The organism is Streptomyces sp. NPDC054872, from assembly GCF_053610705.1.
The window spans coordinates 93,870-119,777 of record NZ_JBSGYY010000029.1; the positions used below are offsets into that span (position 1 = coordinate 93,870).

Here is a 25,908-nt window from a genome sequence, read left to right on the forward strand (position 1 = left end):
TCAGGCGGTGATTCTGTCACGGCGGGCTTCAACCGGGGCTTGAGGGTTCACAGCGTGATACGCCCGGGCCGCCGACCGGAAGAAGGGGCAAAGTCTCCGGGGCGAGTTCAACGAAACCATTGAAGTCATGAATCCAGCGGATGACGAACTGACCGGGGCGAAGCCGTACGCGGACGCCCCTGAGACTCGGGAGACGAGCCGACGTCCCACCCCCGCCCGACGGCGTTGGTGGACGCTCCTCGCGGTGAGCGCGGCCCAGCTCCTCGTGGTCCTTGACGGCACCATCGTGAACATCGCGCTCCCGTCCGCGCAGAGCGCCCTCGGCATGTCCGACGCGAGCCGGCAGTGGGCGATCACCGCGTACGCGCTCGCCTTCGGCGGGCTGTTGCTCATCGGCGGCAGGGTCAGCAGCGCGCTGGGCCATCGGCGTACGTTCCTCATCGGGCTTGTCGGCTTCGCCGCCGCGTCCGCGCTCGGCGGGGCGGCCGTGAATCCGGAGATGCTCTTCGGGGCACGCGCCCTGCAAGGGGTGTTCGCCGCGGCCCTCGCACCCGCGGGCCTCTCCCTGCTGACGATCACCTTCTGTGAGCCGAGGGAACGCGGCCGGGCCTTCGGGGTGTTCGCCGCGGTGGGCGCCGCCGGATCGGCGGTCGGCCTGGTCGCCGGGGGACTGCTGACCGAGTACGCCGGCTGGCGCTGGTGCCTCTACGTCAACGTGCCCGTTGCCCTGCTCGCCGTGCTCGGCGCGGCGTTCGTGCCGCGGGACCGGCCGGTCCGGGGCGAGGGGCGGCTCGACGTCGTGGGCGCCTTGCTCAGCGCCGCGGGCTTCGCCGCGATCGTGTACGCCTTCAACGAGGCCGAGCCCCTCGGCTGGAACGCACCGAAGGTCGTCGGCTTGTTCGCGGGCGGTGTCCTGCTGCTGGCCGCGTTCGTCGCCGTCGAGTTCCGGGCGCCGCGGCCACTGCTTCCGATGCGCGTGCTCGTCCATCGTGCCCGTGCCGGAGCGTTCGTCTCCGTCACCTTGTTGTTCGTCGCGATGTTCGGCTTCTACCTGTTCATGAGCTACTACACGCAGACGGTCCTCGGCTACTCACCCGTCGAGGCGGGCCTGACGCTGATCATCAACGCGCTGGCCGCCCTGGTCGGTGCGACACTCATCGCCGGGAGGCTGCACGCTCGTGTCAGGCCCGCCGCGCTGATCGTGCCGGGGCTGCTGGCCGCGGCGGCAGGGATGTTCCTGCTGACCCGCCTGACGGCGCAGAGCACGGACGTCTTCGGCCTCTACCTGGTGCCCGCCCTTGTCCTGACCGGCCTCGGCCTCGGCTGCGTCCTGCCTCCCACCGCGAGCCTGGCCACCGTGGGCCTGCCCCCGCACGACATCGGAGCCGCGGCGGCGGCCTACAACGCCTCCCAGCAACTGGGCGCCGCGCTCGGCACCGCACTGCTCAACACGGTCGCGGCGGGCGCGGGCGCGTCCTACCTGGCGTCCACCGCGGACGCCACCCGCACGGCTGCCTCCGTGCACGGCTACACCACGGCGCTGATGGTCGCCTTCGTGATCCTGCTGGCCGCGGCAGGCGTCACCGCGGCGCTCCTGCGCGCAGTCCGTCCATGACCAGGTCGAGGAGGCGTCCGGAGCGTGACTGCCAGTCGCCGTGCGGGTCGATCTGCCAGAGGCCCGCGATGGCGAGCAGGAAGTCGTCGGGGGTGACGCCGGGGCGAATGGTGCCCGCCTCCTCGTTCGCCTTCAGGAGGAGCGTGACCGCCGAGGTCACGGGCCCGTGGCCCACTCCGGCCAGCGTGCCCAGGGTGCTGGTGGCCTTGCGCATCGCGTCGGCGAGGCCCGCCTTGGCCATCGCGTACTGGGCGAGGCGGTCCATCCACTCCCGCAAAGCCTGGTCGGGTGCGCGGGTCTCAAGGAGCTGACAGGCGGTGTCGGCGACCTGCTGGACCTCGTAGCGGTAGACCTCGAGGACGAGAGCCTCCCGGTTGGGGAAGTTGCGGTAGAACGTCCCCTGCCCGACGCACGCCTTCTTGGCGATCGTGCTGAGCGGGGCGTCCGCCGACTGCGTCAGCTCGGCCAGTGCCACTTCCAGGATGCGCTCGCGATTCCGTTGCGCGTCCGAGCGCAGCTGTGGGTCCTTCTTCTGGTGCACTCGTCCTCCTCCCGAGAATCGCGGCCCGGGCCACTCTTGCTAAGCGGACAACTGTCCGTTAAGTTTTGAAGCTAACGGACAGCTGTCCGCTTAGGGTCACCATACCGGCAGACGGAGCCGGTGGGGAGGTCGGCCGCGAGGGCCGTGACCGCTCGCCCCACCGCGTACGCCACGGGTACCCCGAGCAGACCCCCCTTGACGCACAGCGCCATCTTCCTCCCGGGCTCTCCGCCGGGAGCCCCCGCACGACGACGCTCACGCTCTTGCGTGAACAAGCTGACGCAAGCTGACGCAAGCTGACAGAAGCGAAAGAAGGCTGATCGTGGCCCCAACGACGTCCAGCGCCATCACGCTGAACATCAACGGCGAAAAGCACACGCTGCCCGTCGACCACCGCACCACCCTGCTCGACGCCCTGCGCGAGCGCCTCGATCTGACCGGCACCAAGAAGGGCTGCGACCAAGGACAGTGCGGCGCCTGCACGGTGCTGATCGACGGGCGCCGCGCCGTCTCCTGCCTGCAACTCGCCGTCGCCTCCGAAGGGCGCGAGATCACCACCATCGAAGGCGTGGCGGACGGCGACAAGCTGCACCCGGTGCAGCAGGCCTTCCTCGACCTCGACGGCTACCAGTGCGGCTACTGCACGCCGGGACAGGTCTGTTCGGCCATCGCCGTCATCGAGGAACACGCGGCGGGCTGGCCGAGCGCCGCGACCACGGACGTACGGCCCGAAGCGGGCGTTCCCGAGCTGAGCGCCGACGAGATCAGGGAACGCATGAGCGGCAACCTGTGCCGCTGCGGCGCGTATGTGTCGATCGTCCAGGCGGTCGCGCAGGCGGCAGCCGCCGAGACCAAGGGTACGGAGGCCGTGGCATGAGGGAATTCGGCTACCAGCGGGCGCTCGACGTCCCCGGTACGGTCGCGCTGCTCGGCACCGACCCCGACGCGCGCGTCCTGGGCGGCGGCACGAACCTCGTCGACCTGATGAAGACCGGCGTGGAGCGGCCCGGACTGCTCGTCGACGTACGCGAGTTGCCCCTCGACCGCATCGAGACCACGGACGACGACGGGCTGCGGATCGGCGCGACCGTCACCAACAGCGATCTCGCCGCCCACCCCGAAGTCCGCCGCCGCTACCCCGCGTTGGCGGAAGCCGTCCTGGCCGGAGCCTCGGGCCAGCTGCGCAACATGGCCACCGTCGGCGGCAACCTCCTTCAGCGCACCCGCTGCGGGTACTTCGCCGACCTCTCCAAACCCTGCAACAAACGGGCGCCCGGCACCGGTTGCCCCGCCATCGAGGGCGAACACCACAACCACGCCATCCTCGGTGCCACCGAACACTGCGTGGCCGTGCACCCCTCCGACATGGGCGTGGCGCTCGCCGCCTTCGACGCCGTCATCTCGTACGAGACGGCCGAGGGCACCGGCGAACTGCCGCTCGCCGACTTCTACCTGTCCGTCGGCAGCACCCCGCACCTGGAGACCGCGCTGCCCTCCGGCGCCCTCATCACCGGCATCACCCTGCCGCCGGCCCCGGTCGCCGCCCACTCCCGCTACCGCAAGGTGCGCGAGCGCGCGTCGTACGCCTTCGCCATCGGCTCGATCGCCGCGGCGCTCGACGTACAGGACGGTGTCGTACGTGAAGTGCGCCTGGCCTTCGGCGCGGTGGCGTCCCGGCCGTGGCGCGCCCGGGAGGCCGAGCGGGTCCTGACCGGCGGTCCCGCGACGGCCGAGGCGTTCGCCGCCGCCGCGGACGCCGAACTCGCCGCCGCCAGGACGCTGCCCGACAACGGCTACAAGGTGACGCTGATGCGCAACCTCGTCGTCGCCCTGCTGACCGAGCTCTCCGAGGAGGCGACCCGATGACGGCGCAGACCACGACGACCACGTCCACTGGGGCGTCGAGCGCCGTCAGCGCTTCGTACACCCGCGTGGAGGGCCTGGACAAGGTCACCGGCGCGGCCCGCTACGCGGGAGAGATCCCCTTCGCCGAACTCGCCCACGGATGGCTGGTGCTGTCCACCATCGCCCGCGGCCGTGTGCTGTCGGTCGAGTCGGATCCCATACGCGAGATGCCCGGTGTCCTGGCCGTCCTGCACCACGGCAACGCGCCGCGCGTCGACGGGGACTACGTCGGCATGCTCGGCGCCCCCGACCCGATCGTGGAGGTATTCCAGCACGACCGGGTGCCCTTCGTCGGCTGGCCGGTGGCGCTCGTCGTCGCCGAGACGTCCGAGCAGGCCAGAGAGGCCGCCGAGGCGGTGGTGGTGCGCTACGAGGAGGAGCCGCACGACGTCGCGTTCTCCGCCGAGCACCCCGGCACGTACACGCCGGACGGCGAGGGCCATCTGATGGAGAAGGGCGACCTGGAGGGCGAACTCGCCGCGTCCGCACACGTCGTGGACGAGGAGTACACCACCCCCGAAGAGCACCACGGCTCGATGGAACCGCACGCGGCGATGGCACGCTGGGACAACGGACGCCTCGAAGTCGTCGACTCCAACCAGGGCAGCACCTGGGTCGCGGACGAACTGGCCAAACTGTTCTCGCTCGACCCCGCCTCGGTACGGGTGCGGTCCGAGCACATCGGCGGCGCCTTCGGATCCAAGGGCGTACGCGTCCACCAGATCCTCGCCGTGATGGCGGCGACGCTGCTTGACCGCCCCGTCCGGGTCGTCCTCAGCCGTCGCCAGCTGTTCACGCTCACCGGCTACCGCAGCCCCACCGCCCAGCGCGTCAGGCTCGGCGCCGACGCCGACGGGCGGCTGCGCGCCGTCGACCACCAGGCGCACAGCCTCACGTCGACGATCCACGAGTTCGTCGAGGGGAGCGCCGGCTTCGGACGTCCGATGTACGCCGCCGACGCCCACCGCAGCGTCAACCGCGTGGTGCGCCTCGACGTGCCCACGCCGACCTACATGCGCGCTCCCGGCGAGGCCCCGGGCTCGTTCGCCCTGGAGTCCGCGCTCGACGAACTCGCCGAGCGGTGCGGTGTGGACCCGATCGCGCTGCGTGCCCGCAACGAACCGGACGTGGGCCCCGTCTCCGGGCTGCCCTTCGCCAGCCGCAATCTGCTGTCCGCCTTCCAGGAGGGGGCCCGCAGGTTCGGCTGGGCGGACCGGGACCCGCGTCCCGGCCTGCGGCGCGAAGGACGCTGGCTGCTCGGCACCGGCACGGCCGCCGCCACCTTCCCGGTGATCGTCGCGCCGTCCACCGCGGCCGCGACGGCGGAGGCCGACGGCACCTTCACGGTGCGGATCAACGCGGCGGACGTCGGCACGGGGGCACGCACCGCGCTGACCCTGATCGCCGCGGAAGCCCTCGAGGTGCCCCAGGACCGTGTCCGGGTGCGCATAGGCGACAGCGACTTCGGTCCGGCGGCGATCTCCGGCGGCTCGATGGGCACCCGCTCCTGGGGTTGGGCGGTCAGGACAGCGGTGGCCGACCTGCGGGAGCAACTGGCCCTGGGCGGCGACATCCCGCCGCAGGGAATCACCGTCCGGTCCGACACCGGCACGGCCGTCGGAGCACTCGCGCAGAAGGAACGGCACTCCTTCGGCGCGCAGTTCGCCGAAGTCGCCGTCGACGTCACCACCGGTGAGGTGCGGGTGCGGCGCATGCTCGGCATCTTCGCGGCGGGCCGGATCATCAACCCGCTGACCGCGCGCAGCCAGTTCGTCGGCGGCATGACCTGGGGCCTGTCCATGGCCCTGCACGAGGAGGCCCACCGCGACCAGGCGACGGGCGGCCACGTCGGCGCCGACTTCGCGGGCTACCACTTCGCCGCCAACGCCGACGTGCCGGTCATCGAGGCGGACTGGGTGGAGGACACGGACGCGGACGACCCGGTCGGTATCAAGGGCATCGGAGAGATCGGCATCGTGGGGGCCGCCGCGGCCATCGCCAACGCGGTCTGGCACGCGACCGGCGTACGCCACCGCCAACTGCCCATCCGCCCCGACCGTGTCCTGAACGCGGGAGGAGTTCCGGGTGCTTGACATCGCCGAAGCACTGAACCGCTGGGTCCAGGAGGGCCGGGACTTCGCCGTCGCCACCGTCGTGACGGTGGGCGGCAGCGCACCGCGCCCACCCGGCGCCGCGCTCGCCGTCGACAGCGAGGGCACGGTCATCGGTTCGGTCTCCGGCGGCTGTGTGGAGGGCGCGGTGTACGACCTGTGCGTCCAGGCCCTCCAGGACGGCGCGACCGTGCGCGAGCGGTTCGGCTACAGCGACGAGGACGCCTTCGCGGTCGGCCTGACCTGCGGCGGCGTGATCGAGGTCCTGGTCACGCCGCTCGGCGCGGACGCGCCGGGCAGGCAGGTCTTCGAGGCGGCGCTCTCGGCCGCCGCCCGCGGCGATGCGGCTGCGATCGCCCGCGTCGCCCGGGGCCCGGCCGAACTCCTCGGCAGGGTCGTGCTCGTGCACCCCGACGGCTCGTACGAAGGAGGCCTGGACGAACACCCGGACCTCGACCGTACGGTGGTGGGGGAGACCCGCGCGATGCTGGACGCGGGCCGTACCGGCGAGTTCGACGTCTCGGAGAGCGGATCGCGCTGCGGGGAACCCCTGACGCTGTTCGTCGAGTCGTGCGTACCCCCGCCCCGCATGATCGTCTTCGGTGCGATCGACTTCGCGGCGGCCCTGGTGCGCGCGGGCAAGTTCCTCGGTTACCACGTGACCGTGTGCGACGCCCGCCCGGTCTTCGCCACGAAGGCCCGCTTCCCCGAGGCCGACGACATCGTCATCGACTGGCCGCACCGCTACCTCCGGGACACGGCGACCGACGGCCGCACGGTTTTGTGCGTCCTCACCCACGACGCCAAGTTCGACATCCCGCTCCTGGAGGTGGCCCTGCGGCTTCCGGTCGCGTTCGTCGGCGCGATGGGCTCCCGCCGCACCCACGAGGACCGCAACACACGGCTGCGTGAAGTCGGCGTCAGCGACGAGGAGTTGGCCCGCCTGCACTCCCCGATCGGGCTCGACCTCGGGGCTCGCACCCCGGAGGAGACCGCCCTGTCCATCGCGGCCGAGATCATCGCGGCGCGCAGGGGCGGGACAGGGGCTCCGCTGACCGGCTCGGGCACGCCGATCCACCATGACGCGGACACCGGCCGCCGCAAAGGAACCACAGGGTCCCACGCCGCCTAGCCATGCCCGGCAGCAGTCAAGCGCCGTAGTCGCGAGCCGACTACGGCGCTTGCCGGTTCTCAGGCAGGCGTGGATCCGAACCGGCCGAGCCTGCGGGCACGTTGACGCTGTCCCTTCCGTCGCCTCAGGGAGTCGGGATGCCGCCAGGCCGGGCGGGACGCCCGAAACGGACCGGGACACCTGGCGAGTACAGCACGCTCACCGGCTCCCCGGCCGGCCGCGGCAGCCCCGCCGCCGCGACCAGGTCCTCGTCGCACTCGATCAGTTCGGCCCGGTGCAGCGGCCACCGCGGGTGCGCGTTCGGCAGGAACATCTGCCGTCCGAAGAACGTGTTGTGCATGCCCCAGCGGGCCGTCAGGAAGTGCTCGAAATCGGTGGGCTCATCGACCCGCTCGCCCACCCGGACGGCGATACGGCTGTGCGCTCCCCGCGGCCCCGGCCAGCGCCGCGCACTCGTGTACGTGACGGTGTCGCCGCTGTGCCGGATGCTCATCCGCGACCACTGGTACGGCAACCGGAAGGCGCCGCGCGCGACCGCCACCGGAATCAGGCGAGAGGCGTCGAGGGAACGGAAGACGACGCCGCGGCGACCATGGGCGTCCACCGAGTAGAGGCGGACGTTGGTCTCGGGAAACGTGCCCAGGTACGGGATGCCCGGCAGCCGGAACCAGCCGACCCGGTGCATGCGGAACGCGACCAGGCCCACGTAGGTCACCCCGTCGTGGAGATCCGGAACCGTACCGGCCGGCAGGAGCGGCGCGACATCCGCGGGGTCCACGGCCCAGTGCACGAAGGCAAGGTCCAGCCACGACTGCGTGAGCAGCGGGTTCTCCGCGGAGGCGGGCGGATCGGCGGTTATCGGTTCCGGCACGGCGGGGATGAGGACCACGCCATCAGCATCGCAGGGGCCCCGGCGACGCCCGCCATGGGGGGCGGACATCAGGGCAGGGTGTCGCGCGGCATGGCTGAGCCCCCGGCTGACCGGGTCAGTGTCCGGGGGCTCAAAGTTTGGCCGAGCTCAGGAACCCGACCGACGCTCCTGCTCCGCGGCGTTCTTCTCCTTGATGCGTACCGTCTCCTTGCGGACCTCGGCCTGGGTGGCGCGCTCCTTCTGCAGCCACTCCGGGTTGTCGGTCTTGATCGCTTCGATCTGCTCCGTGGTGAGGGCCTCCGTGACCCCGCCACGCGCGAGACCGGCGATGGACACACCGAGCTTCGACGCGACGACCGGCCGGGGGTGCGGTCCGTTGCGCCGCAGCTCCTGGAGCCACTCGGGCGGCTCGGTCTGCAGGGCGTTCAGCTCGGTGCGCGAGACGACACCCTCCTGGAACTCGGCGGGGGTGGCCTCGAGGTACACACCCAGTTTCTTCGCCGCGGTCGCGGGCTTCATGGTCTGGGTGGTCTGGTGCGACGTCATGCTCCCCAGGGTATCGAGCGTGTGAGCTACCGCCGACCACGACCGGTAACCTGGCGGAGTGACGGACTCGCAGGTAACCCCTTCTTTCAGGCTCGCGTACGTCCCGGGGGTGACACCCACCAAGTGGGTGCGGATCTGGAACGAGCGGCTGCCCGACGTGCCCCTGACCCTCGTGGCGGTGGACCCGGGCGAGGCTTTCGAGCTCCTGCGCGGCGGCGGCGCCGACGCCGGTTTCGTACGGCTCCCCGTCGACCGTACGGACCTCAGTGCGATCCCCCTCTACACCGAGACGACGGTCGTGGTGATCCCCAAGGACCACGTGATCGCGGCGGTCGACGAAGTGACCGCCGAGGACCTGGCGGACGAGATCGTCCTGCACCCCCTCGACGACACCCTCCCGTGGGAGAACCTGCCCGGACAGCCGGCGAACGAGCGACCCGAGACGACGGCGGACGCCATCGAGCTGGTGGCGGCGGGCATCGGCGTCCTCGTCGTCCCCCAGTCGCTCGCCCGTCTGCACCACCGCAAGGACCTCACCTACCGGCCGCTCACGGAAGCCCCCGAGTCGCGGGTGGCGCTGTCCTGGCCCGAGGACGCGACGACGGACCTGGTGGAGAACTTCATCGGGATCGTGCGGGGCCGCACCGTCAACAGCTCCCGTGGCCGCTCCCAGGCCCCCGCGGCCGGATCGGCGGCGGTCCAGTCGCAGCGCAAGAGCCCCGACAAGGGCGCCGCCCGTCGTAAGCCGTCGGCGGGCAAGCCCGCCGCGAAGACGGGCAAGCCCACCGGAAAGTCGGGCAAGAACGCACGCGGCGGTTCCGCCGGCGCACCGAAGGGCGCCAAGCGGGGCAAGCCCCGCCGTCGCTCCTAGGGTCCTTCTGCCCCGCTCGTGGCCGGAGGGCTCCGCCTTCGCGGGCCGCGCGGCCGGGGGTCACCCGGAGCCGTTCCGCTGCGCCCACCAGGCGAGCACCCCGCCGAGTACGAACAGCAGACAGACCGCCGCGTTGGTCCGCTTGTAGGCGACCAGGACAGCGGCGAACTCACGGATCGTCGCGGTGGGCCAGAAGTACGCGGCGGTGTGCGAGCCCACCACCTGGCCCTTGATCCCGGTCCGCCGGGCGGTCAGCGCGGCACGGAAGGCGTGGTAATTGTTCGTGACGACGACGCACCGGTAGTCCGGCTTCGCCTGCTCCATGATCGCCTTGCTGAACCGCAGATTCTCGTCGGTCGTGGTCGAGCGGTCCTCCCGCTCGATGAGGGCGGCGGGAAACCCGTGGGCGATCAGATCGTCGGCCATCGCGTGGGACTCCGGCAGATCCTCGTCCGGCCCCTGGCCCCCCGACGTGATGAGCACCGGCGCATCGCCCCGCTCCGCCAGGCGCGCGTGAACCGACTGCGCCCGCCTGAGGCGACTGGCCAGCAGGGGCGGCACGGTGGACCCACCGACGAGCCCCGAGCCGAGTACGACCACGAAGTCGGCCTTGCGGTGCACCCGCAGCCGCCCGTAGAGGAACGCGTAACAGACGAAGCAGAGGAACAGGAACGCGAGATAGGCGGCAAGGCCACCGGCCGCCGTCCCCACCCCGACCCACACCGGCGTCCGAACGACCACGGCCATGACCACCAGCGCCACCACCGCCAGGATCGCCAACGCCGCCACCAGCGACAGCAGGTTGGTCGGACTCCTGCCTTCCTTGCGCACCATCTGCAGGCCGTTGGAGAACAGGAAGCACGTCAGCACGAGGATGCTCAGGGCGCCGAGGACCACCAGCGCCCACGCCACGGCCTGACCCGATGCCGAGCCGGACCTGACCAGTTGGAACAGCCAGGCCGCCAGTGCGCAGAGCGCGGCGAGCCCCAGGATCACGGCATTGCTGAACTTCCTGCGCTCGCGCACCACGCGCACGCAGAAGACGAGGAAGAGGAGTGCCGCGGGGGCGTAGAGCAACATCCGCACAGCGTAGGCTCCGTCAACCCGTGTCCTGCACCGGAACCGTGAACGTCCGCTGTAGTGATCTCGGGGGCCAGGCCGTGCCCTTATGAGCGTAGGGGAGTTGACCCCGGTATGAAGAAGCGAAGCGTACTGGCCGTTGCCTCTCTCGCCGCCGGGGCTGTCATCGCCGCGATCAGCCCGCCCCAGGGAGCGGACACCGCGGACGTGCGGGAGCCCGTCCACCCCGCGGGCGCTCTGGACGTCGCCGGTGACGCCGGTCAGCGGGACGTGGCCGCACCTCCGACGCCCGGCGCCGGTGTCGGTGTGGTCGCCCCGGACATCTCCAGCACCCAGGGGCTCTGAAGCACGACAACCGCGGGGCCGGGACGTACGCGTCCCGGCCCCGCCGAGGACTGGAACGTGCAGCACACGGTGCCGGCCACGTGAAGCACAACGGTGCCGACCATGTGAAGCAATTAGAGGTCGACTCGCAGTTTCTGCACGGGCAACGGTAGAGCGCTCTCCCGAGCGCCATCCTCCCCGCCCCTGAATGACACGTCAACGCTCGCGCACCCACTCGTCGACTTCCGCCGAAAGGCGGCGCGTCGAGTCCGAGGCGGCTGTAGCCGAAGGATGTCAGGGGCTTCAACGCCCTTTGAACAGGCGGAAGTTACCCCCAGCAGCTCAACGCGACCGCGCGAGCGGGCGGCTTCGTGCGGCAAATGCCCGCCGTCGAAACGGAGTTGCGGGCTCACAGGGGTTCCCCATCTCTTGACACGCTCGCGTCACGGTGGGAACACTCCGGGAGAGCGCTCTCCCGCCCTGTTCGCGGTCAGAGCGCGCCGTCCCGGCATCGGGAGCGCACGGCCACGGCTCCCGGCAGGCGCCGGTCCCCACATCCCTCTCCACGTGGCAGGAGGTCTCCATGGCACGGAGATCGAGAACGATCTCGGGAGCGCTGATCGCGGGCGCCCTGATACTGAGCTCACTAGGCATCGGCGGCATCGCGGTGAGCGCCGACCACGCGTCCGAGTCCCGGACGTCGAAGGCCGCGGCATCGCACGCGGGCCACACGATGGCCGCCTCCACCCGCATGTCGGCGGAGGATGCCGACGCGGACGGGTACATCCCCGCGAAACAGCCCGTGACCGGCGCCGAGCCGTCGGCGGCACAGCCGCCGCACCGCTACTTCCATGAGTTCCAGGCGCACTGTTCGGTGACCCACACCGCCCCCGACGACCCCATCGTCTATCCCGGGCAGCCCGGCAAGTCGCACGACCACACGTTCATGGGGAACACCACGACGAACGCGCACAGCACCACGGGGTCCCTGGACGCCGGTTCCACCAAGTGCCTGGCCCCCGGCGACCGGTCGGCGTACTGGATGCCCACGCTGTACAACGACGGCAAGGAGGTGCGGCCCGTAGGGGACCAGACGATCTACTACAAGGCCGGGGTCACCGACTACACGAGTGTGCGGCCGTTCCCCAAGGGGCTGCGGTTCGTCGTCGGCAATCCGATGCAGTCCGCGCAGGAGTTCCGCGACCACCCCGGCTTCGTCGAAGGATGGGAGTGCGGGACCAGCTACTTCAACGTCGACTTCCCCAAGGACTGCCCCACGACGCGCGACACCCAGCTCAACATCCGCTTCCAGGCGCCCAGTTGCTGGGACGGCAGGACAATGGACGCCCCCGACCACCAGAGCCACATGTCCTACCCGGTGGTCAAGGACGGCACCAATGACAACGTCTGCCCGACGAGCCACCCCGTCGCCCTGCCGATGATCGAGTTCAAGATGGCGTTCCCCGTCAACGGGGACATGTCGAAGGTCCGCCTGGCGAGTGGGACCGGCCACTCCTTCCACTACGACTTCTTCAGCGCATGGGACGACGCGACGCTGAAGGCGCTGGTGGACCACTGCATCGTCGGCGGTCTGCAGTGCGACCCGCGCGGCTATGACCAGACCCACCCCGAAGCGGGCGCGGCACTCGACGAGAACTACGAGCTGCCGTGACCTCGGCCTGCGAAGGGCGGACTCCCTTCCGCCCTTCGCAGCTGCCGCCCCACCCCGCACCCACCCCGCGCCCACCCACTCCCTCCGCACCCCATTCCGCATCCTCCCCGCCCCCTCGCCCAGGAGACCCCCATGCGCAGACCTGGTACCGCTCGCTCCTTCCGCGGCCTCGTCGCCCCCGCCACCGCGGGCCTGCTCGTGACCGGCGCGCTCGCGCTCCCCGCCCAGCAGGCGCACGCGGCCGGCAGCGTCGTGAAGGTGACCGGTTCGCAAGGCAACTGGCAGCTCACCGTCGACGGCTCGCCCTACCAGGTCAAGGGCTTGACCTGGGGCCCTTCCGTCGCTGACGCCGACAAGTACATGCCTGATCTGCGGTCCATGGGCGTCAACACCATCCGGACCTGGGGCACCGACGCCTCCAGCAAGCAGCTGTTCGACTCCGCTGCCGCCCATGGCGTCAAGGTCGTCGCGGGCTTCTGGCTGCAGCCCGGCGGTGGCCCGGGAAGCGGCGGCTGCGTCAACTACCTGACGGACACCGCGTACAAGAACCAGATGCTCGAGGAGTTCCCCAAGTGGGTGGGCACCTACAAGGACCACCCCGGCGTCCTGATGTGGAACGTGGGCAACGAGTCGGTGCTCGGCCTGCAGAACTGTTACGCCGGGGATGAACTGGAGAAGCAGCGCAACGCGTACACCACGTTCGTCAACGACGTCGCCAAGAAGATCCACGCGGTCGACCCCAACCACCCCGTCACGTCCACCGATGCCTGGACCGGGGCCTGGCCGTACTACAAGAAGAACACTCCCGAGCTCGACCTGTACGCCGTCAACGCCTACGACGCCACGTGTGACGTCAAGTCGGACTGGGAGCAGGGCGGTTACGACAAGCCCTACATAGTCACCGAGACGGGGCCCGCCGGTGAGTGGGAGGTCCCCGACGACGCCAACGGGGCTCCCGAGGAGCCCACCGACCGGGCGAAGGCCGCCGGTTACACCAAGGCCTGGGACTGCGTCACCGGTCACCGGGGCGTCGCGCTCGGCGCCACCATGTTCCACTACGGCACGGAGTACGACTTCGGCGGCGTGTGGTTCAACCTGCTTCCCGCGGGCCAGAAGAGACTCTCCTACTACGCCGTGAAGAAGGCCTACAAGGGCAGCACGGCCGGTGACAACACCCCGCCGGTCATCTCCGATCTGACCGTCGACGGTGACGCGGGCAAGGTTCCCGCGGGCAGTCCGCTCACGCTCACGACGAAGGTCAGCGACCCCGACGGCGACGCGCTCTCCTACGAAGTGCTCGCCAACAGCATGTACGTGGACAAGAGCAAGGAGCTCACCCCGCTGGCCGTCACCGACCAGGGCTCGGGCCGCCTGAAGGTCACGGCCCCGGACAAGCCGGGCGTCTGGAAGATCTACGTCAAGGTCAGCGACGGCAAGGGCAACGTCGGCATCGAGACACGGTCCGTGCGCGTGGTGGTGCCGCCGGTCGACGGCACGAACATCGCCCAGGGCAAGCCCGCGACCGCCTCGTCCTTCCAGCCGGGCAGTGGCGACTGCCCGTGCACCGCGGCCAACGCGGTCGACGGCAAGCAGAGCACGCGGTGGGCCAGCGACTGGAGTGATCCTCAGTGGCTCCAGGTCGACCTGGGCTCCACGACCTCCTTCAAGCACATCCAGCTCAACTGGGAGACCTCGTACGCGAAGACGTACACGGTCCAGACCTCGGACGACGGGCAGAACTGGCGGACCGTGCACGAGGTGCGTGGCGGCAACGGCGGTGTCGACGACTTCGACGTGAACGCTTCGGGCCGTTACGTGCGGATCAACGGCACGGAGCGAGGCACCGGATACGGCTACTCGCTCTACGAGTTCGGCGTCTACAAGTGAGGTGACCGGCTGATCCGGGACTGATCCGACGTCGGCGCCGCTTCCCCGTCGGGGGCAGGAGGAGCAAGGAATGACACGCGACGAACTGCTGCGGCTCGTGGGCAGGCTGGACCTGGAGCGCAAGGTGGGGCTGCTGACCGGAGCCACCGTCTGGCGCACTCGGGCCGAACCTGCCGTGGGGCTGCGGGAGATGGTCTTCTCGGACGGTCCCGCCGGAGTGCGGGGGGAGGAGTGGGACGAGCGCCGCCCGTCGCTGCTCCTTCCCTCCGCCTCCGCGCTGGGTGCGCTGTGGGACGAGCGTCTGGCCGGGGAACTCGGTGAACTGCTCGCCTTCGAGGCGTTGCGCAAGGGGGTGCACGCTGTCCTGGCGCCCACCTTGAACCTGCATCGCACGCCGCTGGGCGGGCGCCACTTCGAGTGCCTCGCCGAAGACCCGGAGCTGGCCGCGCGGACCGGGGCCGCCCTGGTCCGCGGCATCCAGGCGCACGGGGTGGCCGCGACCGCCAAGCACTACGTGGCGAACGACTCGGAGACCGAGCGGCTCACCCTGGACGTGCGGGTGGACGAGCGGACGTTGCGCGAGGTGTATCTGGCCCCGTTCGAAGCGGCCGTCCGAGCGGGCGTCTGGCTTGTCATGAGTGCCTACAACGGCGTGAACGGCACGACGATGACCGCGAACGGACTGTTGGCCGAACCGCTGAAAGGAGAGTGGGGATTCGACGGGGCCGTCGTCTCCGACTGGGGCGCCGTGCGTCTGACGGAACAGAGCGCGGCGGCGGGCCAAGACCTCGCGATGCCCGGTCCGGAAGGTCCGTGGGGCGCGGCTCTGGTTGCGGCGGTCCGCGGCGGCAGCGTCCGTGAGCAGGCGATCGACGACAAGGTGCTGCGCCTGCTCACCCTGGCCGATCGCGTCGGCGCGCTGGGCGGCGGCCGGCGGTTGCCGCCGCGCGCCTGGCCCGGCGGCACCGCTCGCCGTCTGCTGCGCCGGGCCGTTGCGGCCGGCACCGTACTCCTGCGCAACGAGGACGTCCTGCCCCTGGAGGCGTCCTCCCTGCGCAGCGTGGCGGTCGTCGGCCGGCACGCCTCGGCACCTCGGCTCCAAGGAGAAGGCAGTGCCGGAGTCTTCCCGGCGGATGTCGTCACACCCTTGGCCGGGATCCGGGCCCGGCTGCGGGGGCGGGCCCGGGTCCTGTACGCGCCCGGGCCGGACCTGGGCGGGCAGCCCAGGCCGCTTGACGCCTCGCGGTGCGAGAACCCCCTCACCGGTGAACCCGGCGTACTGCTGCGGGTGCTGACGGCGGACGGGCGTGCGTTGTCCTCGGAACACCGCCTTTCCGGGCGGCAGTTGGAGCCTCCTCTCGCGCCGGAGGCCCACACCGTGGAGGTCAGCGCGCTGGTGCGCACGGGCGATGAGGGCAAGTGGACGTTCGGCGTGGGCGGCTACGGCCGGATGAGTCTCGCGGTGGACGGACAGGACCTGGTGGAAGGCGAGTTCCCGCGGGACACCGAGGACCCCGCGGTCATTCATCTCGACCCTCCACGCCGGCACGCCTCGGTATGGCTCCCCGCGGGTCATCGCGCGCATGTCGTGGCCCGCAGGGAACTGGCTCCGGACACCGGCCGCGCCGTCGTCGTGACGGCCGCCGAGCCCGAACCGGATCCCGAACAGGCGCTGTCGGAGGCCGTGGAGGCCGCGCGGACCGCGGATGTCGCCGTGGTCGTCGTCGGCACCACCGAGGGCAGCGAATCGGAGGGCCACGACCGCACCTCGCTCACCCTGCCCGGCCGTCAGGACGAACTGGTCGCGGCGATCACCGCCGTGAATCCGCGCACCGTGGTCGTGGTCAACTCGGGCGGCCCCGTGGAGCTGCCCTGGCGGGAACAGGCCGGGGCGGTGCTCCTGTCGTGGTTCCCCGGACAGGAAGCGGGGTCCGGGCTCGCGGACGTCCTCTTCGGGCAGGCGGAGCCGGGCGGACGCCTGCCCACCACCTGGGGGGCCACGCTGGCGGACGCGCCCGTCCGCGAGACCCGGCCACGACACGGCACGCTCGCCTACGCGGAAGGCCTGCACATCGGCTACCGGGCCTGGCTTCGGTCGGGCCGCGAACCTGCCTACTGGTTCGGACACGGTCTGGGCTACACGACGTGGAGCTACGACCGCCTTCGGGCCGTGCGGACGCAAGAGCGACAGGGCGGGGGAGCAGCCCTGTCCGTCGAGGTGCGGGTGCGGAACACCGGTGCGCGCCCGGGGCGCGAGGTGGTGCAGGTCTACCTCGCGCGGCCGGACTCCGCGGTGGAGCGCCCCGTCCGCTGGCTCGCGGGTTTCACGGCGGTCCGGGCGGAGCCGGGGGAGACGGTGACGGCGTCGGTGGAGGTACCGGCCAGGATGCTGCGCCACTGGGACGCGGAAGAGCACCGGTGGCGGACCGAGGCGGGTGCCTGGCAGGTCCTTGCGGGCCGCAGCGCCGGAGAGCTGCCTCTGACGGCGACGGTGCGCGGGTAGAGCGGCTCCGGCGCGCCGGTGCATCCACTGCCGTTGTCGGCGAGCGGGTGCGGGAGAGCGCTCTATGACGTCCGATGTCAGGGGCGTTAGTGTTCCCGGATGGACAGACAGATGCCGACGCTGGAGGACGTGGCGCGCGAAGCGGGGGTCTCCCGCGCCACCGTCTCCCGGGTGGTCAACGGCGTGCGCAATGTCGCCCCCGCGATTCAGGACGTGGTCCAAGCGGCCATCGAGCGTACGGGCTACGCACCCAACCGGGCCGCGCGCTCCCTGGTGACCCAGCGCGCGGGCACCATCGCCCTGGTCGTCTCGGGTGCCGGAGACCAGACCGACACGGCGCAGAACGCGTTCGCCGCGCGGGTGTTCGCCGACCCCTTCTTCGGCCGCGCCGTCAGCGGTGTGGTGGGGTTCCTGCGCCCGCGCGCCATGCATCCGGTGTTGATGTTCGCGGAGACGGAGGAATCCCGGCAGCAGGTTCTGACCTACCTGCGCCAGGGCAACGCGGACGGTGCCCTGGTCGTCTCGACACACGCCAAGGACCCGCTGCCGGGGCTGCTCGCCGAAGCCGGGCTGCCCGCGGTGTTCTTCGCGCGCCCCTCGCTGCGGGCCCGCGTCACGTTCGTCGACTTCGCGCACCGGGACGGGGCGAGGCTGGCCGCCGAGCATCTCCTTGGCCGCGGCTGCCGACGGGTGGCGACGGTCTCGGGCCCGCTGGACATCCCGGCGGGCCGTGAACGGCTCGCCGGGTTCCAGGACGGCATGGAGCGGGGCGGACAGCCGTACGTCCCCGTCGTCGAGGGCGGTTTCACCCTGGAGAGCGGGGCCAGGGCGATGCGCCGCCTGCTGGCCGAGCACCCGGACATCGACGGCGTGTTCGCGGCGAACGACCTGATGGCTCAGGGGGTGTGCCAGGTCCTGCGGGAGCAGGGAAGGCAGGCACCCCAGGACGTGGCGGTGGTCGGCTTCGACGACTCCAGCGTGGCGGTCACCTGCACGCCGACGCTGACCACGGTGCGGCAGCCCGTCGAGGAGATGGGTGCGGAGATGGCGCGACTGCTGCAGGAACAGATCGAGGGCGTACGGACCGATCCCACCTCGGTGATCTTCGAGCCGGAACTCGTGGTGCGGGAGTCCGCCTAGCGGGCGGGGGCCCGCGGAGCCACCGGATGCGGATCATGCCGCGCGGTGTGAGCCTGGTTGTGGGGGCGACACAGAGAGGCGGCTGCCCATGTCAGTCATGGACAAGCTCAAGCAGATGCTCAAGGGGCACGAGGACCAGGCCGGGAAGGGAGTCGACAAGGCGGGTGATTTCGTCGACGAGAAGACCCAGGGCAAGTACTCCGGCCAGGTCGACACCGCCCAGGACAAGCTCAGGGACCAGCTTGGCCGGGACCAGGGCCAGCCCCCACAGTCGTAGGCGGCCCGCGGTTGTCAGTGCCCGTCGATAGCCTGGGTACTTCCATCCGCGCTGTGGCTGCAGCGCTGCCGCCCCGCCCCCGTGATGCGGGGGGCGGGGCACTCGGCTGTCCGCACGCGTCGGCGGCCAGGGCGGTTCACGGCAGCACGCGGTAGTGGGTGGTCAGCCTGCGGTCGTCGTCGAGGACGTGAAAGGCGAGGCCAGGGGGCTGTTCGCGGTCCGCGGGGTTCTCGCCTTCCCAGGGCAGGCGCAGAGTCCAGGTGATGGCGGGCCCGACGATCAGCGGGCGCGCGGCGAAGGTGCTGGCGGCGGCGGTGTGGGCGTGGCCGGTGAGGACGGCGGCCACGTGGGGGTGGGCTTCGAGCAGTGCGGCCAGTTGTCCCGGCTTTCGCAGGCAGTGGGCGTCGGGCAGGGGGTGGTGGAGCGTGACCGGCGGTTGGTGGAAGGCGAGCAGCGCCGGGGTGTCGTGGGGGAGTGCGGCGAGAGTGGCGTCGATCCAGGTGAGTGTCTCCCCGTCGAGGAGCCCCTCGTCGCGGCCGGGAATGGTGGAGTCGCACATCAGGACGGCTGTGCCGGCGATGTGGTGGATCTGGTTGACGGGGCCGTCGTCGGGCGCCAGGCCGAGCAGCGCCTTGCGGTAGGCGGGGCGCGCGTCGTGATTGCCGGGGCAGGTGAGGACGGGGAAGGGGGCGGCCAGGATCTGGGCTGCTTCCTCGTATTCGGCCTCGTCGCCGTGGTCGGCGATGTCGCCGGTCACCAGGAGGGCGTCGACGGGGCGGGGCAGGGCGCGCAGGTAGTCCATGACGTGCGTGGCGCGCCGGGTGGCCCTTTCGGTGCCGTCCAGGTGCAGGTCGCTGATGTGGGCAAGCAACGCTGTCATCGCGCGGTCTCCTCCATGCCTAACGGGAAATATGAATCAAGCGTTAGGGACAGTAGAGTGTGCCGGGCGATGCGATCAAGGGGAGGCGACCTGTGGAACGCTGGCTGGCACTGGAGTTGGCGAGCACGATCCGTCATGACGGGGACGGCGGAGTCGCCGACGACCTGGCCACGGTCGACGGAATCGCACGCTGGGCGCGTGCTCAGGAAGACCTCTTGCCCGCCCATGTGCGGGCCGGGGACCTGACGGCGGACGAGGACCTCAGGTGGGCGGTCACCGAACTGCGGCGAGCGGTACGGGCGTTGTTCGCGCGAGCGGTGAGCCCCGCGCCGCCCAGCCCCGCGGACGCCCACCATCTGATGCCCGCCGACAAGGCACTGGCCCACCTGAACGCGACCGCCGCCGGGCAACTCGTCGCCCCCCAGCTGGAATGGCCACCCGAAGGAGCCCCCGCCGCCCGGCTGCTGACAGAGCAGAAGGATCCGCACGCCGATCTCACGGCAGCCCTGGCCCGCGCCGCCATCGACTTCCTGAGCGGCCCGTGGCGCGAGCAGTTGCGTGCCTGTACGGCACCTCGGTGCGTGCGCTACTTCGTCAAGAGTCACGGCCGGCAGGAGTGGTGCAAGACCTCATGCGGGAACCGGGCCCGCGCGGCCCGCCACTACAAGCGCCACCACGCTGCGGATCGGGCTCCTTCCGACGGAGATCCGTCAGGGAAACCCTAGGTGCGCGGGCCCTCTTCGAAGTTCCAGACGCCGACATCACGGTAGTGGATGGGGCCCGGGCCGCGGCCGATGTTGCTGGCGACCAGGTGCAGGCGTTCGGCCTGCCAGAGGCGGCCGGCGAACCCGGCGAGCCCGGCAGCGGCTTCCACCGCGCACGACGGAGTGTCCCGGCGGGCGCGGGCCAGGGTCAGATGGGGGCGGAACGGCCGGCCCACCTGAGCGACCCCGCAGTCATCCACCAGGGCACGCACCTCGTCGGCGAGCAGACGCAGCTCTTCGAGGTCTCCGTCGATCCCGCTCCACAGCACCCGCTCGTCGAAGTGCCCGCCGCCGCTCAGCGCCAGGTTCAGGGGCTTGCGGGCGGCGGCGAGGCGCGCGAGCGGCGTACGCAGGAGCGGCACCACGGAGACGGGGACCTCGCCGAGGAACGCCAAGGTGATGTGCCAGTCCTCGACGCGGTTCCACCGCATCCGCGGATGCGCCTGGTAGGCGGGGGCGAGGGCCCGTTCCAGTTCCTGCTTCGCGTCGTCGGGCGGGGCGAGAGCGATGAACACACGAACGGTCGCGGGCGGGTTCTGTTCGTTCACAGAATCCTTCGTACCGCATCCGGGCGGTCCGGCGACCGGCGCCCCCGCCCGCGACCCATGGCACGGGGCCGGTCAGGTGCCGGGCTCCTCGCTGATGCTCCGCCGTGTCTCGTCCGCCTGGCGGCGCACGGTGTCGACGACGTGCGGCCTGAACTTCGATTCGGCGTAGCTCACCAGATGGTCGAGCACGCTGTTCGCCTGCTCGGAGTTGCCCTCCTTGGCGTGCGCCCGGGCCAGGCGGCGCATCACCATGTTCAGGGTGATGTTGTCGACGCCGTTGCCGTGCAGCGATGCCTCGACGACGGGTGACAGCAGACCCACGGCCTGCTCCGGGGCGGCGCGGCGCACTTTCAGCTCGCTCTTGTCCGGCGCCAGGTACTTGAAGTCCCTTTCCGCGTTGAGCCCCTCGACCATGCGGGCGTAGAGGGCGAGCGGGTGCTTGTCGTAGTGCTGCACGACCTCCTGGAGGGCGTCGTTCCCGGCCTGGAGCGACGGCGAGTCGGACCCGCGAAGGGCGAGGAGCGTGCCCTGTTCCTCGCCCAGCATCAGCTCGCCGACCTGCTCGTCGGTCTCGTTGTAGGGGCTGCGGACCGTCGTGCGCAGTACCGGCGAGACGATGCGGGACCCGTCCGAGGCGACGTAAGCGGCCCGCAGCAGGTAGGTACCCGGCTGCTCGAAGTAGTGCCCGTCCTGGCCGTACCCCACGTAGGCGCTCGCGTACAGGGGCGCGCCGTCCACGGTGAGGTGGGCCGTGGCGTCCGCTTCGACGCACCGGCGCATCAGCGGCCGGTAGAGCAGCGTGCGGCCGGACGGCTGCCGGATCGCGATGCTGACCAAGTCGTAGTCCGGGTGCAGGAATTCATGCGTGTCCCGGCCGCGCAGGTCGGTCGTGTCCAGCTTGAGCTCCACGACCACCGGTTCACCGAACCCGAAGTGCTCCTTCCCGCGCAGTTCGAGCCGTAGCCCGGAGTCGTCCACCATGGGCTGGTCGAACAGGTCCGGGTCGATGTCGGCGGAGCCCCTGCCGAAGGCGTTGGCACCCATGATCACGTCACGGTGGAAGCCGTGCCGCAGATGCGTGATCTCGTTGGCGGTGAACTGGAAGGGGAACGCCCTCCAGTACGCCTCTGTGCCGGTCGGAGCGCCGTTGCCGGGATTGAAGTTCTGGGGGTAGTTCATCCACGACAGGTCCCCGAAGCCGTTGTTCGGGCCGAGCGGCGCCGGGGGTGTGGCGAGGCCCTTCTGCCACGAGTGCAGCAGATTGAAGGCATGGCCGAGCTCATGCACGTACGTACGCAACTGGGCGCGGACAGAGGCGGCATCGGTGCCCTTGATGATGTCGTAGAAGACGGCGCAGCCCTGCCGCTGGAAGGTGTCCGCAGCATCGAACATGATGCCGCGGACTCCTGCGTTGCCCTCGTAACGGCTGGCGACCAGCAGCCACACGCGCCACTGCGGCATGTTCCGCCAGAGGCTGAAGTTGGTCTGCATCGCGGCGTGCAGCTCCGCGTTGTTCCAGCCGGCCGCGCTGTCGCCGAGGACGTTGGCCGCGCTGGAGACCAGCACGTCGATGCCCGCCTCCGCGTAGGCCCGCGGCACGGTCAGCTTCCTTGCCGGGCTGCCGGGCGGCCCGGGCAGGGAGCCGGTGTCGTAGGACACGAAGGGCACCTTGCCGGCGACGGAGTCCTGCTCCCACTGGATGGTGCGGAAGTACGGCGACCTGAACGCGCAGGTGAAGGCCGCGCCCACCTGCCCGGACGTCCTGAGGAACTGCACGGTGGCGGCGGCCTGCTGCTGGCCGACCCGCCGGCGCGCGATGGTCACCCGTACGACCGGGAAACTGGTCGTCCCGGTGAACCGGCCCTGACCGGTGATCACCACACGGGTGGCCGTCCAGGTGACGGCCGGAGCGTGCACGACGAAGGAGCCGCCGTAACTGGTGGTGCCGCCACCGGAGTTGAAGAAGTCCCCGCTGACCTTGCGCAGCGTACGGGGCCCGTCGACGTCGACCCGCAACTCCAGGACGCGGGTGCCCACACTGCGGTAGCTGCCCCGGACGAGGAGGTAAGCGGGTGTGGCGGCCTCAGGGGAGGAGTCGTCGGCGATGTCCTCCGACGGTTCGTCGACCGCCATGTCGGAGAGGTCGACGTCGTACAGTTCGGGCGACACGGATTCCGTTGTTTCGGCTGTGGGATCGCCAAAGGGTGTGGACATGGCGCTCACTCCTCCGATATCTCGGGTGAGCTTTTGACAGACGGTTGAGGACGGTCCGGCCCCTTCGGCCGGACCGTTCACGGGGGAGGACGTCAGTCCTCCGCAGATGCCCCGGTGAATTCCCCGCGAGCGGGGTCAGCGAATGACGAGCGCATTGTGCGTCTGGAACAGGCCGCACCATTCGTTGTAAGGGCGTCGGTCGCACGTGTACGGATTGGTGATGAGGCGACCGGAGTTGTCGGTGTTGCGGGCCGCGGTACCGCCCGGCTTGTGGGCCCAGAGGCCGCCCGGGTGCAGGCGGTACCAGTGGTAGTCCCGGATGTTGCCGGGGAAGGTGCCGGTGACGAGCGCCACCACGTAGCGCAGCGAACCCGGAGGCTGGCAGTTGCCCCAGATCCGCAGACCGTCACGCTGCGCCCCGGTGGAGACCTCGCCGCAGCGCACCGTGCGCGGAATGGTGTAGCCGTGCGCGCGGCCGGGCTGGGCGAAGGTGTTGGTGCGCCGGTTGACCGCGAAGTTGTAGCAGTTGTTGTGAGGTTGGGTGTCGGGCCGGTTCCAGAAGGCCGGGTTGAACGGGGTCACGTCGTACGCGCAGGCCAGCGCGGCCCGGTGCACGAGGGTCTGTAACTGCTTCTCGACCTCCGCGGCGTCCGCCTCGGAGACGCCGCCCGACTCGGTGGGCTCGATGGTGGTCGCTCCGCCCGCGCCCTCCCGGGCCGTGCGCCGGATCTCCTCGCGGACCGACTCGCGGAAGTCCTCGGGGTAGCTCTCCTCGAGCACCTCCGTGTCGCCTTGGCCTTCGGCCGGACGCCGCTCGGTGCTCTCGCCGACCGGCATGGTCTCCAGCAGGCGCTCGGCGACATCGGCTCCGGTGTACGGGTCGCGGTCCCCGCCCCCCGCGATCTTGAACACCGCGGGCAGCCCCCCGGTGTCCAGGTCGTCGGTGATCTCCACCTGGATTCCACGGAAGCCGAGTCCGGAGAATCCGTCGGAAACGTCGGCCACCGCCTCCTGATGGTGCGCGATGAGCTGGATCAGCTCGAGCACCTGTTCCTGGTCCTGGATTTCCCACGACGGATTGGCGCGCCCCGAGAAAATGTCCACAGTGATGCGCAGACCCATGATTTCCCCCCTTCGTTCCGGGCTCGACCGCACGGAACGCCCAGCTGGCCCTGTCAGAGATGTGCCGGGACGACCGGTGAATCACCGCGGCCGCCACGGAAAAAGGGTGCTGGGGCATGGATGTCGTAGGGGACTTGTACTGCGGCCCTTGACACCAGTCAATGTCACCCGGTCCGTCCCCGGGCGGCCGTGCTCCATCGTCGGGAGCGTGCGCCGGTCGGATGTGCACCGGGTTCCGCGTATTTCGCGTCGGGGACGGTGCCGCCAGGTTCGGGCTCTGCTACGCAGGAAGAGGCATCGCGCGGGGGCGCAGCCGGTGCGCCGCGGTGTGCCGAGGGGGAATCATGGCCGACTCCGTACGTCGTCGGGAACCGCGCGTGCCCGTGTTCGATCCCAAGGTGAAGGTCGAAGTCACCGAGCAGGGGACGGGCGCGCCCCGGCACCGCCTGGTCGCGATAGGGGATTCGCTGACGCAGGGTTTCCAGAGCGCCGCGGTCTTCAACACGTCCCTGTCGTATCCGGCGATCGTCGCGTACGAGCTGGGCTGCCTCCCCGGCTTCCGCTTCCCCCTGTACGAGGGCTTCGGCGGGCTGCCGTTCAACCTCGAGCTCTTCCTGCGTGACCTGGACGCCCGCTACGGGAAGAACGTGGACTGGTGGGAGGCGCCGCTCGCGCTGTTCCGGGCGCGCAACACGATGGACCGGGTCGAGGACTACTGGGAGCGGGGTCCTGGCCGGACCGTGCCGTCCACCTCCGCGATCATGCACAACCTCGCCGTGTTCGGCTGGGACCTGCGCGACGCCCTGTCCAAGTCGGCGGACGAGTGCCGCAAACGGATCGACACCCCGAAGGACGATCTGGTGAGCCAGGTCGTGCAGAACGCCGGTGAGCGCGCCGCCCTGCGCGTGCTGCCCACCCAGCCCCAGGCCGCGGGGGCCCTGACCCAACTGGGTGCGGCGGCCGAACTGGGCAAGGACACCGACGGCACAGGGGCGAAGCACGGCATCGAGACTCTGATCGTCTTCCTGGGCGCGAACAACGCCCTGCGGGCGGTGACCGATCTCCGCGTGAAGTGGAGTGAGGATTCCGGCTTCGACGATCTGGACGCCAAGCGGCGCTTCACCGTCTGGCAGCCGAAACACTTCAGGTCGGAACTGCGCAAGGTGGCGGCGGAAGTCTTCGACATCAAGGCGCGTCATGTCATCTGGTGCACGGTTCCGCACGTCACGATCGCGCCGATGGCGCGCGGTGTGGCGGGCAAGACCCAGCCCGGATCGCGCTACTTCCCCTACTACACCCGCCCGTGGATCAAGGACCGTGACTTCGACGCGGGCAGGGACCCCAGCATCACCGGGGAGGAGGCCCATCAGGTCGACGACGCGATAGACGACTACAACGACGCGATCACCGAGACGGTCCGGGCCGCCCGGAAGAAGGGGAAGGACTGGTATCTGCTGGAGACCTGCGGCCTGATGGACCGGCTCGCCTCGCGCCGGTACGCCGAGGACCCGCAGGCCCGCCCGCCGTGGTGGCAGCCGTATCCGCTGCCGTCGGCCCTGCGGGCGCTGTCGCCGCCGCCGAACTCCCACTTCCTTGCCGTCGAGGGCGAACGGCGTACGGACGGCGGCCTGTTCTCGCTCGACGGCGTGCACCCGACGACGGTCGGGTACGGGATTCTCGCCCAGGAGGTGATCAACGTGATGCGGCTGGCCGGCGTGCGGTTCTACCGGCCCGTCGGGGGCGCGAGCCGCCCGGATCCGGTGCTCGTCGACTTCGACCGGCTGATCCGCCACGACACGCTGGTCAACCGCCCGCCGGCGAACCTGGGTTCGGCGTTGAGCGTCATGGGCTGGGCCGATGAGGCCTTGGACCTGTTCCGGCGGGTGTTCTCCCCGCTCTGATGAC

22 protein-coding genes are annotated in these 25,908 nt (G+C 70.7%); 14 read left to right on the forward strand and 8 right to left on the reverse strand.

All coding sequences use genetic code 11. The features are described 5' to 3' along the window. Positions 1 to 127 precede the first annotated feature (127 nt). Positions 128 to 1,615 (forward strand): MFS transporter, encoded by a 1,488-nt coding sequence (locus ACWGIH_RS30025; RefSeq protein ID WP_453449875.1) that lies wholly within the window; start codon positions 128 to 130, stop codon positions 1,613 to 1,615. Here the strand turns inward: ACWGIH_RS30025 and ACWGIH_RS30030 are convergent. Then, positions 1,581 to 2,156, reverse strand: a complete 576-nt coding sequence (locus tag ACWGIH_RS30030; protein ID WP_453449876.1) for a TetR/AcrR family transcriptional regulator — start codon at positions 2,154 to 2,156, stop codon at positions 1,581 to 1,583. The two genes, ACWGIH_RS30025 and ACWGIH_RS30030, sit on opposite strands and share 35 nt — an antisense overlap. A gap of 322 nt (positions 2,157 to 2,478) precedes the next feature. On the opposite strand from ACWGIH_RS30030, the gene ACWGIH_RS30035 reads away from it, so the two are divergent. Genes ACWGIH_RS30035 through ACWGIH_RS30050 form a run of 4 tightly spaced genes read left to right on the forward strand, consistent with a single transcriptional unit; the run spans position 2,479 to position 7,304 of the window. Then, a complete protein-coding gene (locus tag ACWGIH_RS30035; RefSeq protein WP_453449878.1) occupies positions 2,479 to 3,033 on the forward strand; it encodes a 2Fe-2S iron-sulfur cluster-binding protein in 555 nt (184 codons plus the stop codon). Beyond that, positions 3,030 to 4,022 carry an FAD binding domain-containing protein gene (locus ACWGIH_RS30040; RefSeq protein WP_453449879.1) on the forward strand — a complete coding sequence of 331 codons (993 nt, stop codon included), beginning with the start codon at positions 3,030 to 3,032 and terminating at the stop codon, positions 4,020 to 4,022. Before ACWGIH_RS30035 ends, ACWGIH_RS30040 begins: the two co-directional genes overlap by 4 nt. Beyond that, the gene (locus tag ACWGIH_RS30045) at positions 4,019 to 6,154 is read left to right on the forward strand and encodes a xanthine dehydrogenase family protein molybdopterin-binding subunit (protein WP_453449880.1); all 2,136 of its coding nucleotides are present in this window, start codon (positions 4,019 to 4,021) and stop codon (positions 6,152 to 6,154) included. The genes ACWGIH_RS30040 and ACWGIH_RS30045 overlap by 4 nt, the downstream gene beginning before the upstream one ends. After that, positions 6,147 to 7,304, forward strand: a complete 1,158-nt coding sequence (locus ACWGIH_RS30050; RefSeq protein ID WP_453449881.1) for an XdhC family protein — start codon at positions 6,147 to 6,149, stop codon at positions 7,302 to 7,304. Before ACWGIH_RS30045 ends, ACWGIH_RS30050 begins: the two co-directional genes overlap by 8 nt. Before the next feature lie 124 nt (positions 7,305 to 7,428). Here the strand turns inward: ACWGIH_RS30050 and ACWGIH_RS30055 are convergent, their stop codons facing one another. Beyond that, a complete protein-coding gene (locus ACWGIH_RS30055; protein WP_453449910.1) occupies positions 7,429 to 8,184 on the reverse strand; it encodes a YqjF family protein in 756 nt (251 codons plus the stop codon). A 138-nt stretch (positions 8,185 to 8,322) separates the two neighbouring features. Continuing rightward, positions 8,323 to 8,721: a DUF5997 family protein gene (locus tag ACWGIH_RS30060; RefSeq protein WP_453449882.1), complete on the reverse strand. Its 399-nt coding sequence runs from the start codon at positions 8,719 to 8,721 to the stop codon at positions 8,323 to 8,325. 58 nt (positions 8,722 to 8,779) lie between these two features. Between ACWGIH_RS30060 and ACWGIH_RS30065 the strand changes: the two genes are divergently transcribed. Further along, positions 8,780 to 9,592 (forward strand): LysR substrate-binding domain-containing protein, encoded by an 813-nt coding sequence (locus ACWGIH_RS30065; RefSeq protein ID WP_453449883.1) that lies wholly within the window; start codon positions 8,780 to 8,782, stop codon positions 9,590 to 9,592. Between the two features lie 60 nt (positions 9,593 to 9,652). Here ACWGIH_RS30065 and ACWGIH_RS30070 read toward each other — a convergent pair whose 3' ends face one another. After that, the gene (locus tag ACWGIH_RS30070) at positions 9,653 to 10,672 is read right to left on the reverse strand and encodes a YdcF family protein (RefSeq protein WP_453449884.1); all 1,020 of its coding nucleotides are present in this window, start codon (positions 10,670 to 10,672) and stop codon (positions 9,653 to 9,655) included. 114 nt (positions 10,673 to 10,786) lie between these two features. Here ACWGIH_RS30070 and ACWGIH_RS30075 point away from each other — a divergent pair, with 114 nt between their 5' ends. The 6 genes from ACWGIH_RS30075 (at position 10,787) to ACWGIH_RS30100 (ending at position 18,475) form a co-directional block, all read left to right on the forward strand. After that, positions 10,787 to 11,017, forward strand: a complete 231-nt coding sequence (locus tag ACWGIH_RS30075; protein WP_453449885.1) for a hypothetical protein — start codon at positions 10,787 to 10,789, stop codon at positions 11,015 to 11,017. 562 nt (positions 11,018 to 11,579) lie between these two features. Continuing rightward, positions 11,580 to 12,668, forward strand: coding sequence for a DUF1996 domain-containing protein (locus tag ACWGIH_RS30080; protein ID WP_453449886.1), 1,089 nt, complete (start codon positions 11,580 to 11,582; stop codon positions 12,666 to 12,668). 132 nt (positions 12,669 to 12,800) lie between these two features. After that, entirely contained in the window at positions 12,801 to 14,555 is a 1,755-nt protein-coding gene (locus ACWGIH_RS30085) for a discoidin domain-containing protein (RefSeq protein WP_453449887.1), read from the forward strand. 70 nt (positions 14,556 to 14,625) lie between these two features. Continuing rightward, positions 14,626 to 17,058, forward strand: a complete 2,433-nt coding sequence (locus ACWGIH_RS30090) for a glycoside hydrolase family 3 C-terminal domain-containing protein (RefSeq protein ID WP_453449888.1) — start codon at positions 14,626 to 14,628, stop codon at positions 17,056 to 17,058. A gap of 99 nt (positions 17,059 to 17,157) precedes the next feature. Beyond that, positions 17,158 to 18,198 carry a LacI family DNA-binding transcriptional regulator gene (locus ACWGIH_RS30095; RefSeq protein ID WP_453449889.1) on the forward strand — a complete coding sequence of 347 codons (1,041 nt, stop codon included), beginning with the start codon at positions 17,158 to 17,160 and terminating at the stop codon, positions 18,196 to 18,198. An 88-nt stretch (positions 18,199 to 18,286) separates the two neighbouring features. After that, on the forward strand, positions 18,287 to 18,475 hold the full coding sequence (locus tag ACWGIH_RS30100; protein WP_453449890.1) for an antitoxin: 189 nt from the start codon (positions 18,287 to 18,289) through the stop codon (positions 18,473 to 18,475). 136 nt (positions 18,476 to 18,611) lie between these two features. On the opposite strand, the gene ACWGIH_RS30105 is transcribed toward ACWGIH_RS30100, so the two are convergent. Further along, entirely contained in the window at positions 18,612 to 19,355 is a 744-nt protein-coding gene (locus ACWGIH_RS30105; RefSeq protein WP_453449891.1) for a metallophosphoesterase, read from the reverse strand. A gap of 92 nt (positions 19,356 to 19,447) precedes the next feature. Here ACWGIH_RS30105 and ACWGIH_RS30110 point away from each other — a divergent pair, with 92 nt between their 5' ends. Further along, on the forward strand, positions 19,448 to 20,080 hold the full coding sequence (locus tag ACWGIH_RS30110) for a CGNR zinc finger domain-containing protein (RefSeq protein ID WP_453449892.1): 633 nt from the start codon (positions 19,448 to 19,450) through the stop codon (positions 20,078 to 20,080). On the opposite strand, the gene thpR is transcribed toward ACWGIH_RS30110, so the two are convergent. The 3 genes from thpR to ACWGIH_RS30125 form a co-directional block, all read right to left on the reverse strand. After that, positions 20,077 to 20,667: an RNA 2',3'-cyclic phosphodiesterase gene (gene thpR / locus ACWGIH_RS30115; protein ID WP_453449893.1), complete on the reverse strand. Its 591-nt coding sequence runs from the start codon at positions 20,665 to 20,667 to the stop codon at positions 20,077 to 20,079. The genes ACWGIH_RS30110 and thpR overlap by 4 nt on opposite strands. Positions 20,668 to 20,739: 72 nt before the next feature. Then, complete coding sequence (locus ACWGIH_RS30120; protein ID WP_453449894.1) at positions 20,740 to 22,881, reverse strand: hypothetical protein; 2,142 nt, start codon at positions 22,879 to 22,881, stop codon at positions 20,740 to 20,742. Between the two features lie 135 nt (positions 22,882 to 23,016). Further along, entirely contained in the window at positions 23,017 to 24,003 is a 987-nt protein-coding gene (locus tag ACWGIH_RS30125; RefSeq protein ID WP_453449895.1) for a hypothetical protein, read from the reverse strand. 344 nt (positions 24,004 to 24,347) lie between these two features. Here ACWGIH_RS30125 and ACWGIH_RS30130 point away from each other — a divergent pair, with 344 nt between their 5' ends. Then, positions 24,348 to 25,904, forward strand: a complete 1,557-nt coding sequence (locus ACWGIH_RS30130; RefSeq protein ID WP_453449896.1) for an SGNH/GDSL hydrolase family protein — start codon at positions 24,348 to 24,350, stop codon at positions 25,902 to 25,904. The last annotated feature ends 4 nt before the right edge of the window (positions 25,905 to 25,908 follow it).

Excerpts from the sequence above, each read along its gene's own strand:
- ACWGIH_RS30080 (WP_453449886.1), top strand. The coding sequence starts at position 11,580 with ATGGCACGGAGATCGAGAACGATCTCGGGAGCGCTGATCGCGGGCGCC.
- ACWGIH_RS30075 (WP_453449885.1), top strand. The coding sequence starts at position 10,787 with ATGAAGAAGCGAAGCGTACTGGCCGTTGCCTCTCTCGCCGCCGGGGCT.
- ACWGIH_RS30090 (WP_453449888.1), top strand. The coding sequence starts at position 14,626 with ATGACACGCGACGAACTGCTGCGGCTCGTGGGCAGGCTGGACCTGGAG.
- ACWGIH_RS30120 (WP_453449894.1), bottom strand. The coding sequence starts at position 22,881 with ATGTCCACACCCTTTGGCGATCCCACAGCCGAAACAACGGAATCCGTG.
- ACWGIH_RS30060 (WP_453449882.1), bottom strand. The coding sequence starts at position 8,721 with ATGACGTCGCACCAGACCACCCAGACCATGAAGCCCGCGACCGCGGCG.
- ACWGIH_RS30100 (WP_453449890.1), top strand. The coding sequence starts at position 18,287 with ATGTCAGTCATGGACAAGCTCAAGCAGATGCTCAAGGGGCACGAGGAC.
- ACWGIH_RS30095 (WP_453449889.1), top strand. The coding sequence starts at position 17,158 with ATGGACAGACAGATGCCGACGCTGGAGGACGTGGCGCGCGAAGCGGGG.
- ACWGIH_RS30130 (WP_453449896.1), top strand. The coding sequence starts at position 24,348 with ATGGCCGACTCCGTACGTCGTCGGGAACCGCGCGTGCCCGTGTTCGAT.
- ACWGIH_RS30070 (WP_453449884.1), bottom strand. The coding sequence starts at position 10,672 with ATGTTGCTCTACGCCCCCGCGGCACTCCTCTTCCTCGTCTTCTGCGTG.
- ACWGIH_RS30085 (WP_453449887.1), top strand. The coding sequence starts at position 12,801 with ATGCGCAGACCTGGTACCGCTCGCTCCTTCCGCGGCCTCGTCGCCCCC.
- ACWGIH_RS30025 (WP_453449875.1), top strand. The coding sequence starts at position 128 with ATGAATCCAGCGGATGACGAACTGACCGGGGCGAAGCCGTACGCGGAC.
- ACWGIH_RS30040 (WP_453449879.1), top strand. The coding sequence starts at position 3,030 with ATGAGGGAATTCGGCTACCAGCGGGCGCTCGACGTCCCCGGTACGGTC.
- ACWGIH_RS30125 (WP_453449895.1), bottom strand. The coding sequence starts at position 24,003 with ATGGGTCTGCGCATCACTGTGGACATTTTCTCGGGGCGCGCCAATCCG.
- ACWGIH_RS30105 (WP_453449891.1), bottom strand. The coding sequence starts at position 19,355 with ATGACAGCGTTGCTTGCCCACATCAGCGACCTGCACCTGGACGGCACC.
- ACWGIH_RS30045 (WP_453449880.1), top strand. The coding sequence starts at position 4,019 with ATGACGGCGCAGACCACGACGACCACGTCCACTGGGGCGTCGAGCGCC.